The organism is Citrobacter sp. Ca225 (assembly GCF_030337175.1).
GTDB lineage: Bacteria > Pseudomonadota > Gammaproteobacteria > Enterobacterales > Enterobacteriaceae > Citrobacter_A > Citrobacter_A amalonaticus.
This window is the reverse complement of record NZ_JAOWCD010000081.1, coordinates 80,957-95,737: the sequence shown is the minus strand read 5'-3', so window position 1 is coordinate 95,737 and position 14,781 is coordinate 80,957. Positions and strand designations below refer to the sequence as shown.

Genomic DNA, 14,781 nt, shown 5'->3' with positions numbered 1-14,781 from the left:
GAACCATGCCGACGCTTACTGTTATAAAACATTTCGATGTAATCAAAAATATCGCTGCGGGCTTCTTCCCGCGTTCCGTAGATTTTTTTCTTTATCCGTTCACGTTTCAACAACTGGAAAAAGCTTTCTGCAACCGCATTATCATGGCAGTTACCGCGACGGCTCATGCTGCCCTCCAGGCCGTGTGATTTCAGGAACGACTGCCACTCATGGCTTGTGTACTGACTGCCCTGATCCGAATGAACCAGCACCTGTTTTTGGGGATTACGCCGCCATACAGCCATCAGCAGTGCGTTCAGGACAATGTCCTTTGTCATCCGGGATTGTATGGACCAGCCGATAATTTTGCGTGAGAACAGATCAACAACCACGGCAAGATACAGCCAGCCTTCGTGGGTCCTGATGTAGGTTATGTCCGTTACCCAACTCTCATCCGGAGCATCCGGATTGAACTGTCGCTGGAGCCTGTTGGGCGACACGATACTGGCCTCGCCTTTACGTGCCCGCGGGCTCCGGTATCCGACCTGAGCCTTTATCCCGACACGTTTCATCAGTCGCCAGACTCTGTTCACTCCGCACTGTTGCCCGCTGTCCCGCAGATCCAAATGGATTTTGCGATAACCATAGACGCATCCCGATTCCAGCCAGAACTGTTTAATCTGCCCTGTCAGCCTCAGGTCTGCCTGATGGCGTTGTGAATGCGGCTGCTGAAGCCAGGCGTAAAAACCACTGGGATGAACATCCAGCACCCGACAGAGCAGGCGAACAGGCCAGCAACAGGTGTTGTCACGGATAAAGGCGTACCTCAGTCGGACAGCTTTGCGAAGTACGCCGCGGCTTTTTTTAATATGTCCCGTTCGTCGGTAACCCGCTTCAGCTCTTTCTGGAGACGGCGGATCTCGGCCTGAGCATCTGACTCTTCTTTATTAGTGGAAGAATCTGGACCGTACTTCTTTATCCAGGCGTAAAGGCTGTGGGTGGTGATATCGAGACGTGTTGCAACGCTGGCAACAGAATAACCGCGATCAACAACCTGTTTGACTGCTTCAATTTTAAACTCTTCGGGATAACGCTTACCGCTCATGGGCACCTCTCTTTAAGCCATCTTAAATGACTCTGAGGTGTCTGTTAAACCCGTGGCGATTCAACCTGGCAGGCTCTCGACCTTGCAAAACAGGGTAAATATGAACAACTGGATTATTACTCTAAGCTTAAAGTCGACTTCATATTAGATTTTAATGAAAATTATAAACGCGTCATTCAAGGATGTAATGTTGATTCAATACTACGCTCCCAAAAAGATCCTGAAACAGGAATTACTCGGAAAATATTAAAAAAGATAGAACCGTCCAAGTTAGCAATGCTCCGCAGCGAACTTTGGCTCAAAGAAGCAATACGAGGAGTGGGTAAGATATCGGGACTCCAAGTAGCTGATGGCTATTTTACGTTAGTAGCAACCCGTTGTCCGTGGGAAAAACGGCGTAGACAAAAAGCCTTTTATGCTGCTGTTACGCCCATAGAAATTAAAAATGGCACACTGACGATCCAAATGCCTAAGCTTTATGAACGGGAACAGGAACTACGCCACGCCGTCTCTGGTATGACGCAGGCATGTGTAGAGCAAGTCAGAGACAACGACTTTTTTCTTATCGATCATCAACGTAATGTTGTCCTGTGGCGCTATAACACAAGCCGCGTTCCACGCTTAATAGGTGCAGCGGATCGCTGTTCCCTACAGGCAGCAGAGTTCAATAATGGTGTGTTAAATAAGCGAGGCGCCGCTGATGAGACATTCCTTCCTTACTACCTTACTCCCAAGCCAAAAGGTCACCGCCCAAATCAGTACCAGCAACTGTTTATTGAAGATAATGGCTATAGCGCAAATTTGTTTTGTACTCGTAGCAATCAGCCAAATCAAAACATGGACAAAGCAGTACTAGTGTATAATCTGATGGCAAAAGATTTTGAAGGTTCTGCCATAAAAGTCATGGCAGAACCTGCTACAGAATTATTGTTGCGCACGTTTACTTATGACCTGATACGCCACCATGAAGTCAGTCAAAGCTCTCTGCTAGAGAAGATCGCTCGTATGATGTTACACAATTAAGATTATGTAATCAGGAGCAAAGCCTTCCAACATGGATTGTATCTCCTCAGTTTAAGTTGGACAGGTTTTCCCCTGATAAATATGAATACAGAAAATAAATATACTGCATCCTTAATTCGCAGCACAATCAACATCACAATGCTACTGAAGGAATCGAACTAAAGGATCGAACCAACCCGTACCTCCCCACTCTGGTACAGTATTTTGATTTACAAGCAGAAATGAGGGTCACCCTCCGGGTCTTGACAATAGATAGCAGAAGAATTTATGATGGAAATCAAATTGGTAAGTAACTGAATGTTCCCGAGTCCGGGCACCACTTATTTAGAAACGGACGTCTACTGACGTCCGTTTTGCTTTATAAAGTCAACAAGTTATCCCCTTCTGGTTGTCTACTACTGTCCGTTAAAATCTACTGGCAGCGCCCCTTATTTGTTGGTAAAAATGCTGGAAATTTCAGTTCGATGAGATTTTTACCAACATTTGCACAAGGGGGCTTATCATGCGCTTAACTGATATTGCTGTAAAAAGCGCCAAGCCTTCCGACAAGCAGATCAAGCTATCAGATGGTAAGGGGCTTTATCTGCTGGTGCATCCCAACGGTTCCAAATACTGGCAAGCGGCTTATCGCTTCGATGGTAAGCAAAAGGTCTTCTCAATTGGCACCTACCCTTCTGTATCGCTCTCAGAAGCTCGTACAAGCCTCTTAGAGATGAAATCTCTGTTAGCTAATGGAGTTGAAGTTGACCCGTTGCAGCAAAAAAAGCTGTAAAAGCTGTAAAAGCTGAGGAGCGCGGAGATTTTACGTTTGAGGCAGTGGCACGGGACTGGCACAAAAAAATGTCTGTCAGTGAGCGTTGGCAAACAAAGAAAATCATATTATGCCGTTTGATTTTTCCAAAATAAATTAACTGTTCACCGAAAACAATAAAAGAGGCTTAAAGCCTCTTTTATCGCGGTTTAAAAACTCTTAGTTTAAATGCTGATCTGTAAATAGACCCGTTTTAGTTCCAGGCATTTTTTGAGATCCCGGCCAAATGATTGTGTTGCCGATATTCCTCCGGCGTCATATTGTTCAGTAATTGATGAGGGCGTTCACAGTTATATTCTGACACCCATCTTTCCGTGATTTCCCGCACTTCATTCAGCGTTCTGAACAGATAAAAATCGAGTATTTCTGTACGGTATGTTCGGTTAAAGCGCTCAATAAAAGCATTCTGCGTCGGCTTACCCGGCTGAATAAATTCCAGTTTTACTGCATGTTGCTCTGCCCATTCAGCCAGTACAAGTGAGATAAATTCCGGACCATTATCCATGCGTAGCATGACCGGATAGCCGCGATTTGCCGCGATCCTGTCGAGTACCCGGACGACGCGCAGAGCTGCAGATTCAGATCGATTTCAATCGACAACGCCTCACGGTTAAAGTCATCAACGACATTGAACGTGCGAAAACGACAGCCACAGACCAGGGCATCATGCATAAAATCGACAGACCAGCTCTGGTTCAGCGCTTCCGGTGTGGCCAGTGGCGAGGGATTACGTACTGGCAACCGTTGTTTGCCTTTACGGCGAAAATTCAGTTTCAGCAGACAATAAATACGATGGATCCTTTTGTGATTCCACGGGTATCCCTGCCGCCGCAGAACCTGGAAAAGTTTTGGAAAACCGTACCGTGGGTATCGCTCTGCCATTGCCTGCAACGCGACAATAACGGGTTCGTCACGCGTGGTATCCGGACGGTAATGGTAAACCGTTCTGCTCAGGTTCAGACTCCGGCAGGCCTGACGGATACTGAGTCCAGATGTCATTATCAGATGAGTGACCAGCTCACGCTTAAAGGCTGGCTTTAAAGCTTTTTTTCGATAACATCTTTCAGCGCCCGGTTCTCAAGGCTCAGGTCGGCAAACATCTGTTTGAGACGCCGATTCTCGTCCTCAAGATCCTTGATCTTTTTAATATCAGAAGCCTCCATGCCGCCGTATCTGGACTTCCAGTTGTAGTAGGTGGCTTCAGATATACCGGCCTCCCGGCAGACATCCTTAACAGTTCGTCCGGCTTCAACCGATTTAATGACGGCAATGATCTGATGCTCAGTAAAACGGGCTTTACGCATAGCGATCTCCTTTGTTGGCAGATTGATTATGCCGGAGGATCTCTAAATGTGAATGGCACGATTATGCGGGATACTTACAGTATAAACTTGTAATGGATGATGGTTCACGTAGTGGGCCATCACCCTGTTAGAAAGATTTTTATTTTTTTCATGGCGCGAGAATATTTGTTTATCGATCAATGAGTCTCACTTGCCGGACTTCATAAACGAACTCTGGTTCATTTATATATTGTATAGCTATATCCCAAAGTGGATTAGTCCTGTCATTTAGGTTTTCCGCAAGTACCTTGATTTCTTCCGGCGCGTCGTCTCGGAAATATCCTTTTTTATCTTTGTTCTTATCATAACTGACTCCTGTTATCTCGAACTTTAATGGCTTTACGCGCTTAGATTTTTGTTGCTCTATGTCTTTGTGCGCGGTTTCCCATGTTAAGGCGCGAACCATCAAGTAATAGCTATGCTCATCAAACCTGCTATTTATGATGTATGAAGATTTCGGTGGATATTGTGGGTGAATTTTCCTCTTGTATAGCCCACCCGTGACAAACTTGAAGTGCAGATCGTCTAATGACATCTCATAGCGTCGACAGTTAGATATGTCTATCCAATATCCTTTTGATTGAGCCAAATTTTTTTTCACAAAGAGGATTGCACAGGCTTCCTCGGTATGAGCATATTCGCGGTATCTTTTAAGGAGTAAGTTATCCATGTGTGAGCCAACCTCGAAGTATTCATATTGCACAAATTTTAGTGTCTTTGAGACTATATAACATATGCACACATCTTCTTGTCAAGATAATAAATATTAATTTTTACAGATCTAGTTTTACTTTATTTCTTATTAGTACCATAACCATAACGTATCTTTAGACTATAAAGATAGCCTCACTGAATAACATTTACAACCAAATAACACACAATATCTGATATGGCTTTTAGTCACTTGACAAAAACTTTAAATGTATTATTGATTTATTAACGAGCATAAATATAAAAATAAAGCTCCTGTTTTGATAGCCGCCAAACAATTACAAAAAGGAGCACTGAAGGAAGGTAAAAATGTTGTTTGAAGATAATATCTTTAATATGGAAAACTATAAAAGTCAAATACAAAAATACGCATTATGCTGCGATGACTTCAATGATGGTATATATAGAAACCTAAAAGAAAGGGCGTTATTAAAAATATATATAGGGTTTAATAACAGATGGTTTGTGAATGGTTTTGTTTTCGACATAGACCATGATAATGGCGCAATCGTCTGGGATCTTGTAGGTTTACCGAAGCCTGACACGATAATACAGAGTACAAAAAATGGTCATGCGCATTTGCTCTATGCCTTAAAAAAGTCCAGTTCTAAAAACTGACTCGACAAGAATAAAACCGTTAAAGCTGGCATCAATTGTTCAATGTGGGTTTACAGAAAGATTAGATGCTGACAGAGCGTATGCAGATATTTTAATGAAAAATCCTTTAAATACTAAAGAATGGCATACAACGTGGACAGATACTACGGCATATGACTTAAGCTATTTAGCTGATTTTGTTCATGATACTGTTAAGATAAAATTCTCAGAAAAAGCAAGTATAAAACTGAATGGCAAAATGTTAACATTAAAGCGGACACAATCAGATAAAACCACATCTACTTTCAAAAACAATGATATTTCGATTACGACGATACAATCTTCATTACAAAAATCAAATATGGAAGAAGAAGGTAACGATGTCAAATTAAGCATCACCATCAGGGCAAGAAACAGTGAGAAGAAATTTTATCTGTCTGGATACTGTGGTATTTAGAAGAGTGCGTTAAGCATTCTCTTTCACATTAAACAGCCTACTGCGTCATTACAATTCCACTACCCAACTTAATAACTAAACATCGTCTATGACCAAATACCTTCTGGATAATAAAGAGAGCAGATTATGGTTTTTGAAAAACCAAAGGTTAGGAAAGTATTATTCAGATGACAAAATTAGTGTGCCACAACAACCGCAAATCGACAGTACTGAGAACCAGGTTGAGAAGCAAAAAAATCCGTAATCCCTGGGAGATTACGGATTTTTACACATCGACTGCATCGGTCAGCTTTCGGCTTTAGAAACATGCCCGGCTATAACCGTATCCTGCTGAGAGCTCATCCCTTCACCACAATCAACGGTTCAATGTCGCTCTCTTTCTTAATAACCAGCGATTCGTCGCCACGCAGGCAGGTGCCGCCGTAGTTGCCGCCAACGGTAAAAGTGCACACCTGAATATACTTACCGGCAACGTTTGGCAGACACCAAAGCTGCTGATAAATGTTCTTCTGTGCAGCAAATTTCCCGCTGGTTTTGTCCAGCAGTTCTTCCTGATGGCTGACCAGGTCGATATTGCTGCCACAGCGACCCGCAATCGGTTTCACCGCATAACCGGTTTGTGCCAGTTCATCATTGACGACAAAATCGGTATCCAGCAGATAGCGGTGGTGCGGGAAAAGTTGCCACAGGATCGGCAGGATCGCTTTGTTACCCGGGATCACCGTCCACAGCGGCTCAAAGACCAGCACTTCCGGGCGCAGTAGCACATCGATCAACCGCACATCCTGATGGGTATGTCCGGTACGAATCGGCACGGCGGCATACTCGGTTTCGCTGACTTCACGCACCTGCTCAATCGCCGTTTCCCATGCCCAGGTTTTCCAGACGCAGTTCACCAGGCGTCCGTCACCGTCAATGAGTTGTCCGGCATCGTCCCAGCGCAGTTCATCCAGCCCACGCAGGATCTTACTTTCAAACCCGGCCTGATGCAGCGCCTGCTGCATAAACTGGGCATGATAGTTCTCCTCAATATCCTTATCCTGCATGATGTGCACGAATGGACGTGCGTGGCTGTGTTTCCAGGCCCCCGCCAGCTCATTGATCAGGCCTTCCGCCGGGTTATGTCCTTTACCGGTATAGCCCTGCTCCGCCCAGCGTTCGAGGATCAGCCCCGCTTCGGTATGGCACGACGCGGAATCGGCGTTGTATTCGTACACCTTCAGCCCGCGCTCATCCATGCAGAAATCCATACGACCGGTGATCATATGGTGGCGACGGCGCTGCCAGGAGAGGCGCAAACGCGGCCAGAGGATTTTGGGAATGTCGAACAGCGCCAGCAGATTGTCGTCTTTCAGCACCTTGTCTGTAGCGTGCAGATACATCAGATGCAACTCGTTGGTCGCTTTGATCAACTCCTGTTCGGCACTCTCGGTCATCGTGAAATACTGATACGGATCCTGATTGATCACGTGACCGTTCGCTGTCACATAGGCTTTTTGCAGCGGATCCTGTTCATCCAGCCATTTACCGTCAAACTGGCCGTTTTCTTCCAGTCTTGCCGCGCCAATCTTCAGCGAATCATTGGCGATCTCCGGCTGTGGCAGGCTGTGCCGGGTATCGTCGGTCTGGATCATCCAGCCCAGAATAGTAGTGTCGTCAAAGGTGTCTTTCAGGGTATAGCAGCCATTTTCCACCACCATCTCCAGCTCACGCGTCCACTGCTGTCCGGGAGGAAGCGGCGTGTGAATGACGTTCTGCTCGGCAATGCGGATTTTGTTATCCAGCAATTGAGTGATAATCGCGACATGGCCGGTGTCTTTAAATTCTCCGCCTTTCTGCCAGATCAGCAGCGCCCCGGCGACCGGTGCGCGAGGCGACCCGTTAGGAAACGCCTGTAGCGGCAGAATGTTGTCGTTCACCACTTCGCGCAGGAAACGCAACGAGAAAATCTCCCACGCCATGCCGACATCGGTGAACACCGCACCATAATTCAGGAAGAGGAAACGACGCGCGAATTCGACGCACTGCCATTTGTGGCCCATGTATTCGTTGTCGATATAGCTGCGAAACGCGGCGTCATCGTCATAGTCCCGCGGGTCGAGGGAGCTGTAATCTGAAGAGTAGATCGCTACACCACCGGGGGCATAGCCCAATAATGTCCCGAACGGGGCATCCTGACTGGTCGTTCCTTTGCTCATGCACCTTACCTCAAAACTATACAGCTGGGCAGCTTCTGCTTGCCTGCCCTACACCGCCGACCATCATACACCTCAACGCAGCGGGTGCGTGCGCAACAACGAAAAATAGACAGGTGTAAATGTGCCGATCTGTTAAAGGTACGGATGGCGACCTGCTACACTGCTTCAACACAACCACTCAGAAGGCAGGTCAACATGTCAGATAACACTTATCAGCCCGCGAAAGTCTGGACGTGGGAAAAATCCAATGGCGGTGCGTTCGCCAACATCAACCGTCCTGTCTCCGGTCCGACGCACGACAAAACGCTGCCGGTCGGTAAACATCCGCTTCAGCTCTATTCACTGGGTACGCCGAACGGTCAGAAAGTGACGATTATGCTGGAAGAGCTGCTCGCGCAGGGAGTGAGCGGTGCGGAATATGATGCCTGGCTGATTCGCATTGGCGAAGGGGATCAGTTCTCCAGCGGCTTTGTGGAGGTGAATCCCAACTCGAAGATCCCGGCATTGCGCGATCATTCGCAAAATCCACCGGTGCGTGTGTTTGAGTCGGGCTCGATCCTGCTATATCTGGCAGAAAAATATGGTTATTTCCTGCCACAGGATTTAGCAAAACGTACAGAGACATTGAACTGGCTGTTCTGGCTGCAGGGTGCAGCGCCCTTCTTCGGCGGTGGTTTCGGTCATTTCTACCACTACGCGCCGGTGAAGATTGAGTACGCGATCAACCGCTTTACGATGGAAGCCAAACGCCTGCTGGACGTGCTGGATAAACAGCTGGCGAATAACGCTTACGTGGCAGGCGATGAGTACACCATTGCCGATATGGCTATCTGGCCGTGGTTTGGCAACGTGGTGCTGGGCAATGTGTACGATGCGGCAGAATTCCTTGATGCGGGCAACTATAAAAATGTGCAGCGTTGGGCAAAAGAGATAGCGGAACGTCCGGCAGTTAAACGCGGGCGAATCGTGAACCGGACCAACGGACCGTTGAATGAGCAGCTTCATGAACGTCATGATGCCAGCGATTTCGAGACCAATACCGAAGATAAGCGCCAGAATTAACGCTAAAAAATGCCGGACAATGCCGGACAGAACCTATCCGGCATTCACTCTCATGCGCTGGTGACGTCGTACTCCATACGGCGTAGTGCATCCAGCGTGGCTTTGGCTTCTTCTTCATCGATGATGCTCATCGCAAACCCCACATGCACTAACACCCACTGCCCGACCAGTTCCGCAGGACTGCCTTCACAAATCAGCGCAATATTCACATCACGCTTGATGCCGCACACTTCCACCTGCGCAAGCTGGTGAATATCTTCACCGACGGCCAGAACCTGGCCTGGAACGCCTATACACATGTCTGACTCCGCCCCATGTCACATCATGGGTTATTCAACTTCAATACTTTTCACTTTCAGCGAATCGCCGGTATCAACACGCAGTCGGTCGCCATGACAACGCGGACATTGCGCATCGTGTTGGGTGATTTCAACCGCCTGACTGCAATCCCAGCACCATGCCTGCGCCGGTTTGTAATCGATGTGCAATTCACAGCCTTGCGCCACCGTCCCCTGGCAGACAATATCAAAACTAAAACGTACCGCGCTCTCTTCAACACAGGACAGCGCGCCAATCTCCAGCCACACGCCGGTGACGCGCTTTACGCCATGCTGTTCAGCCTGCTGTTGAATGATTTCAACCGCACTCTGGCAAAGAGACAGCTCATGCATTATGCAAACCCCGACGCCCGAACAGCAGCGCGCGACGGCTTGTCTGCGGCGCATCCGGATCGCTGACCGGCAGCGACAACAACATTCGCGCGCAGTCATCAGCCAGACGTACGCCCTCTTCAGACGACATACTGTGATTGAGCGGTGACATCAGCGAGCAGGAGAGGTATTGCGATACACCATCCAGTTCGCCCACCGTGAATGTCATCGTGCCATACGGCAGACGCAACCCAAGCTTTTCACTGACTTTACGCACTGGCCAGAGCTGGTCTGGTCCGGGGAAAATCAGCGCGCTCAGCATCCACGGCGTAATCACACATCCCGTCCACTGCCCTTCAAACAATGTAAAGTCAGAGACATACACTGGCATATCAGGATGCAGAAAGGACAGATCGTGCATTGAACGCTGTGCAATCGCTTCAAACGCAGCCTGAACCTGTGCTTTCGGAGCAGTCTGGAACCCGGAAATCTCCTCAGACATGCGTCGCCTCCCGAGGGATCGCTTCAACGCCCGACTCACGCAGCGCAGCCAGAACCTGCGCAAGCGCAGGTTCAATCATCGCTTCAACCGTTGGCGTTAAACCAATGTTCGGCTCCAGCGATTCCGGAATGACGCCAATTAGCGTCAGTTTTTTCGGAAACTCGCCGGTAAAGCGAAGGGCCGACAGAACGTCGGCCAGGCCCAATTGATGCGGGGAGATTTTGTTGGTAAACAGCGCCGGCACTTCATCATCCCGCAAGACCATGATCGTACCCGGGGTGTTTTTTCTCGAGACAATGGCGTCCGCGATGATCAGATGATCCCGGTTCGCCATGTCGCCGAGCAACTCCATACCCGCCGTACCGCCATCGAGGATTTCAACGAAATCCGGCAATTCATATCGCTGCTCTAAGGCTTCAACGATACGAACGCCGATGGCTTCATCGGTCAGCAAAATATTGCCGACCCCTAAGACTAAAATCCGCATTACAGAACCTTCACAGAGACAACTTCGTTCCCGTCAGCGTCAACAACGTGTACCGCACACGCCATACAAGGATCGAAGGAGTGAATAGTACGTACTACTTCAAGCGGTTTTTCCGGATCGGCAATCGGCGTACCTACCAGCGACTGTTCGTACGGACCGACGTCATCGTTGAAGTTACGCGGGCCGGAGTTCCAGGTTGACGGTACAACCGCCTGATAGTTACTGATGATACCGTCTTTAATCACCATCCAGTGAGAAAGCATCCCGCGCGGTGCTTCAAGGAAACCCACACCTTTAAATTCGCCTGTCGCCGGAATATTCGGTTTCACGAACGTGGTGTGGTCACCTTTGCCGATATTAGCAATCAGCGCGCTGTACTGATTCTGCAGGATACCCTGTAGTTCACAGCAGTGAACGGTACGACCAATAATACGCCCCAGCGTAGAGTGCAACTGCGCCACTTCCAGCGTTTTGCCCGTCAGCTTCTGATAAATCGCGATGATTTCATTCAGTTTCGCTTTCGTGGCCTCACGTCCGGACGCCAGTTTAACCAGCATATTCGCCAGCGGCCCCACTTCGACGGTTTTACCGTAGAAGGTCGGAGATTTCACCCATGAATATTTGCCATCATCCGACCAGCCGTTATATTCCGGAATGGTCGTCCCTTCCCACGGTGCCTGCGGAGCTTCGTCTTTATACCAGGCATGTTTGGCGCTCTCCTGGATCCCTTTGATCAGGTACTCGTCGGAGTGAGAGGAGATCGGACGATAGCTCGCCAGATCGGCATTCTCAATATAACCGCCAGGGAACAGGAAGCTGCCGTTTTTACCGTCGGTCGGGAATTCCGGTGCAGCCAGATAGTTAACCGCCCCCTTACCGCGCTCCAGCCATTCTGGATAGAACGCGGCGATAACCGCAGTATCGACCTTGTACACCTGTTCAACAAAGTCGCTCAGCTTGTCGATGAAGGACTTGATGTACATCAGGCGTTCCAGGTTCAGTACGCCCAGACCGTCGAGGTTGATCGGGTTGGCAACGCCACCCACCGCCAGGTTCTGGATGTGCGGCGTTTTACCGCCCAGCAGTGCCACCACGCGGTTAGCATCACGCTGGCATTCCAGCGCCTGCAGATAGTGAGCTACCGCAATCAGGTTCACTTCCGGCGGCAGTTTCATCGCCGGATGTCCCCAGTAACCGTTGGCGAAAATCCCCAACTGGCCGCTGGCGACCAGGTCTTTGATCTTGTTCTGAACTTTCGTGAACTCTTCCGCGCTGTTCAGATGCCAGGTCGACACGCCGTTCAGCATCGCTGACGCTTTTGCCGGATCGGCTTTCAGCGCCGAGGTAATATCCACCCAGTCCAGCGCCGAAAGCTGATAGAAGTGAACGATATGGTCATGAGTGGTATGCGCTGAAAGAATGATGTTACGGATGTATTGTGCGTTAACCGGAACGTCAATGTTCAGCGCGCTTTCTGCCGCACGAACCGAGGAGATCGCGTGCGTAGTCGTACAAACACCGCAAATACGTTGCACAATCATCCACGCATCACGCGGATCGCGATTTTTCACGATCTCTTCCATGCCGCGCCACATGGTACCGGAGGCCCATGCTTTTGATACAACGCCGTTTTCGATTTCGCAATCGATACGTAAGTGCCCCTCAATACGGGTTACGGGATCAATAGTAATTCTCTGGCTCATGCTTTGCTCGCCTCATGACGATTGTGATCGTTTTGTTTTAAAGGAGGAAGTATCGGCAGTAGACGAATGAGTACGATGTAAGCGCAAATCTCAATAGCCACAAAACCAATAGAAATCAACAGTTCTTCCCAGGTTGGGAAGTAGTGGTAACCGCCGCCTGGATTAAATGCCACCAGCGAATAGGACAGACGCCATGTCGCACAACCCAGCAGCGCGCTGAGCGCAGACAGGTACAACATGCGTGAATCATTACGCCATTTAGCAACGCGCAGGACGACCAGCGGGAAGACCATCAGCACGACTTCAAGCCAGAACATTGCTGAGTAGAAATCGCCTGCAAAGGCATACGACAGCTTGCCCCGGTAAACCAGCTCACCAAAGCGCAGCACGACAAAAATCGCCAACATCACGCTGATGGTGTTCGTCAACTTGATGAACAGGTTCTTCTCATCCGGGCCTTTTCCTCTCAGGCCAGCCTGAACCAGAGAGCCTTCGAAGATGACGATCGAGAAGCCCATAATAAAGGCGGTCAATACCGAGAACAGCGGCAGCATTTCATAGCTTTGCCACAGCGGATGCACCTTGTAGCCTGCCGAGATCATCAGAGAGCCCATTGAGGACTGGTGCATGGTCGGCAACAGCGCTCCGAGAGCGATGATGAAGAACATCAGCTTATTCAGGCGTTTCAGCGACACCTTCCAGCCCAGACGTTCAAACAACGCAGGGGCAAATTCCAGCGCCATCACCCCAATGTAGATGGTCATACAGACCGCCGTCTCGAACAGAACCGAGTTCACGTTGAAGTGACCCGGAATGTAGAAGTACGGCAGGTTCCAGTAACGACCCACATCAATGGTAATCGACAAGCCACCCAGAGAATAACCAAACAGACTCGCCAGCAGCGCCGGACGCACCAGCGGATGGTATTGTCCCCGGTTGAAGACATACACCGCCCATGCCAGCGCCCAACCGCCACAGGCAAAGCCGGTGCCGATTAACAGGTCAAAGGCAATCCAGACGCCCCATGGGAAACCGCCGTTCAGATCGGAGACAGACCCCAATCCAAATACCAGACGCTTCACGATCAGGAGCATACAGAGGATGATTAACGGCCCGAAGATGATGACCGGTTTGCTGATAATTTTGCCGCCCAGCGGTTTAGGATCATGACTCATGATCGTCTCCTCCGTCGTGATGGTCGTTTTTGGTATTACGACGAACCAGCACGGTCAAGCCCGCCAGCACGGCCAGTGGTAGCATCATGCCTTTATACAGGGTGTGTTGAACATGTTCGGAACGCGCGCCGGTTGAAATCTCATCCAGCTTCGGCAGATCCAGATTCTCGTAAGGCACCCCGGTCAGTACCAGCACCTGAGTCCCACCGCCCTCTTTTTCACCGTAAAGATGTGGATAGTACTTCGGCACAGTATGCACGTAGGTATCGCCCGTTTTCAGGGTTTGACGCGGATAGTGGTATTCGCTGCCAGGCTTCAGCGCCAGACGCTTTTGCGCCTCGGCCATCAACTCTTCACGGGTACCAAAAATGACCGCACCGGCAGGACAAACCTCAACACAGCCCGGCAAGCCGCCCTTATCGAGACGCTCAACGCCTTTCTGGTTACACAATTCACATTTGTGAAGCGCACCAAACGGGTTGTTGTAGTCATACTTCGGCACGTTGTACGGACAGGCAACCATGCAGTAACGGCAGCCGGTACAAACGTCTTTGTTGTAATGAACGATGCCGGTTTTCGGATCTTTTTTCAGTGCGGAAACCGGGCAGACGGAAACGCAGTTGGGATCGACGCAGTGCATACACTGTTTCTTGATGTATGCATAGCCGTTCTCTTCCTGATCTTTATTCACGCCTGTACCGCTACGCCACACCTGAATGATGTTATTGGTGTACGGCGACAGTTTGTCGTTGTTCGACCAGGTCTGCTCCCCTTCCGGGTTACGCGCCGGGAAGTTGATATCCTGACACTTGGTCACACAGGCCTGACAGCCCACGCACAGCGTCGAGTCATACAACATACCCAGAGAACCGGGGATGGGCGGGCGATTTTCTGCAGCCGCGTGGCTGATAGACGGCGCAGCGCCTAACAGCAACGCCCCGCCGGAGGCTGCTTTGATAAAGTTACGTCTGTTCACGG

Annotated in this window: 12 protein-coding genes and 3 pseudogenes; 4 read left to right on the top strand and 11 right to left on the bottom strand. The window is 49.3% G+C overall.

What is annotated here, in order from left to right:
• Positions 1–1,084, bottom strand: a protein-coding gene (locus OGW13_RS15370; RefSeq protein ID WP_287115741.1) for an IS3 family transposase whose coding sequence is annotated in 2 segments (ribosomal slippage) — positions 1–847 and positions 847–1,084 — 1,085 coding nt annotated over the 2 segments. Because the reading frame shifts where the segments join, the coding sequence is not laid out codon by codon here. This gene is flagged as partial in the annotation.
• 318 nt (positions 1,085–1,402) lie between these two features.
• Here OGW13_RS15370 and OGW13_RS15365 point away from each other — a divergent pair.
• On the top strand, positions 1,403–2,107 hold the full coding sequence (locus OGW13_RS15365) for a hypothetical protein (protein WP_287116259.1): 705 nt from the start codon (positions 1,403–1,405) through the stop codon (positions 2,105–2,107).
• A 502-nt stretch (positions 2,108–2,609) separates the two neighbouring features.
• A pseudogene (locus OGW13_RS15360) lies at positions 2,610–2,938 on the top strand (Arm DNA-binding domain-containing protein); the annotation flags it as partial.
• Between the two features lie 173 nt (positions 2,939–3,111).
• Here OGW13_RS15360 and OGW13_RS15355 read toward each other — a convergent pair.
• Positions 3,112–4,222, bottom strand: a pseudogene (locus OGW13_RS15355) (IS3 family transposase).
• A gap of 169 nt (positions 4,223–4,391) precedes the next feature.
• Positions 4,392–4,931, bottom strand: a complete 540-nt coding sequence (locus tag OGW13_RS15350) for a hypothetical protein (RefSeq protein WP_287116258.1) — start codon at positions 4,929–4,931, stop codon at positions 4,392–4,394.
• Between the two features lie 350 nt (positions 4,932–5,281).
• Between OGW13_RS15350 and OGW13_RS15345 the strand changes: the two are divergent.
• Positions 5,282–5,801 (top strand): annotated as a pseudogene (locus OGW13_RS15345) (replication initiation protein); the annotation flags it as partial.
• Positions 5,802–6,364: 563 nt separating this feature from the next.
• Here OGW13_RS15345 and gss read toward each other — a convergent pair.
• Positions 6,365–8,224 carry a bifunctional glutathionylspermidine amidase/synthase gene (gss, locus tag OGW13_RS15340; protein ID WP_044255709.1) on the bottom strand — a complete coding sequence of 620 codons (1,860 nt, stop codon included), beginning with the start codon at positions 8,222–8,224 and terminating at the stop codon, positions 6,365–6,367.
• 195 nt (positions 8,225–8,419) lie between these two features.
• Here gss and yghU point away from each other — a divergent pair, with 195 nt between their 5' ends.
• A complete protein-coding gene (gene yghU / locus OGW13_RS15335; protein ID WP_287116257.1) occupies positions 8,420–9,286 on the top strand; it encodes a glutathione-dependent disulfide-bond oxidoreductase in 867 nt (288 codons plus the stop codon).
• A gap of 50 nt (positions 9,287–9,336) precedes the next feature.
• Here the strand turns inward: yghU and hybG are convergent, their stop codons facing one another.
• From hybG to hybA, 7 genes are read right to left on the bottom strand one after another with little or no spacing between them, the layout of a single operon-like run.
• Positions 9,337–9,585, bottom strand: coding sequence for a hydrogenase maturation factor HybG (gene hybG, locus OGW13_RS15330; RefSeq protein WP_042998137.1), 249 nt, complete (start codon positions 9,583–9,585; stop codon positions 9,337–9,339).
• Between the two features lie 30 nt (positions 9,586–9,615).
• On the bottom strand, positions 9,616–9,957 hold the full coding sequence (gene hypA, locus OGW13_RS15325; RefSeq protein ID WP_042324177.1) for a hydrogenase maturation nickel metallochaperone HypA: 342 nt from the start codon (positions 9,955–9,957) through the stop codon (positions 9,616–9,618).
• A complete protein-coding gene (gene hybE, locus OGW13_RS15320) occupies positions 9,950–10,438 on the bottom strand; it encodes a hydrogenase-2 assembly chaperone (RefSeq protein ID WP_044255712.1) in 489 nt (162 codons plus the stop codon). The genes hypA and hybE overlap by 8 nt, the downstream gene beginning before the upstream one ends.
• Entirely contained in the window at positions 10,431–10,925 is a 495-nt protein-coding gene (locus tag OGW13_RS15315) for a HyaD/HybD family hydrogenase maturation endopeptidase (protein WP_042998139.1), read from the bottom strand. The genes hybE and OGW13_RS15315 overlap by 8 nt, the downstream gene beginning before the upstream one ends.
• A complete protein-coding gene (gene hybC / locus OGW13_RS15310; protein WP_042998140.1) occupies positions 10,925–12,628 on the bottom strand; it encodes a hydrogenase 2 large subunit in 1,704 nt (567 codons plus the stop codon). Before hybC ends, OGW13_RS15315 begins: the two co-directional genes overlap by 1 nt.
• Complete coding sequence (gene hybB / locus OGW13_RS15305) at positions 12,625–13,803, bottom strand: Ni/Fe-hydrogenase cytochrome b subunit (RefSeq protein ID WP_042998141.1); 1,179 nt, start codon at positions 13,801–13,803, stop codon at positions 12,625–12,627. The genes hybC and hybB overlap by 4 nt, the downstream gene beginning before the upstream one ends.
• On the bottom strand, positions 13,793–14,779 hold the full coding sequence (hybA, locus tag OGW13_RS15300; protein ID WP_042998142.1) for a hydrogenase 2 operon protein HybA: 987 nt from the start codon (positions 14,777–14,779) through the stop codon (positions 13,793–13,795). The genes hybB and hybA overlap by 11 nt, the downstream gene beginning before the upstream one ends.
• Positions 14,780–14,781 lie beyond the last annotated feature (2 nt).

What these genes read in the sequence shown, in the direction of transcription:
- OGW13_RS15350 (WP_287116258.1), bottom strand. Translation starts at nt 4,931, where the DNA reads ATGGATAACTTACTCCTTAAAAGATACCGCGAATATGCTCATACCGAG.
- gss (WP_044255709.1), bottom strand. Translation starts at nt 8,224, where the DNA reads ATGAGCAAAGGAACGACCAGTCAGGATGCCCCGTTCGGGACATTATTG.
- yghU (WP_287116257.1), top strand. Translation starts at nt 8,420, where the DNA reads ATGTCAGATAACACTTATCAGCCCGCGAAAGTCTGGACGTGGGAAAAA.
- hybG (WP_042998137.1), bottom strand. Translation starts at nt 9,585, where the DNA reads ATGTGTATAGGCGTTCCAGGCCAGGTTCTGGCCGTCGGTGAAGATATT.
- hypA (WP_042324177.1), bottom strand. Translation starts at nt 9,957, where the DNA reads ATGCATGAGCTGTCTCTTTGCCAGAGTGCGGTTGAAATCATTCAACAG.
- hybE (WP_044255712.1), bottom strand. Translation starts at nt 10,438, where the DNA reads ATGTCTGAGGAGATTTCCGGGTTCCAGACTGCTCCGAAAGCACAGGTT.
- OGW13_RS15315 (WP_042998139.1), bottom strand. Translation starts at nt 10,925, where the DNA reads ATGCGGATTTTAGTCTTAGGGGTCGGCAATATTTTGCTGACCGATGAA.
- hybC (WP_042998140.1), bottom strand. Translation starts at nt 12,628, where the DNA reads ATGAGCCAGAGAATTACTATTGATCCCGTAACCCGTATTGAGGGGCAC.
- hybB (WP_042998141.1), bottom strand. Translation starts at nt 13,803, where the DNA reads ATGAGTCATGATCCTAAACCGCTGGGCGGCAAAATTATCAGCAAACCG.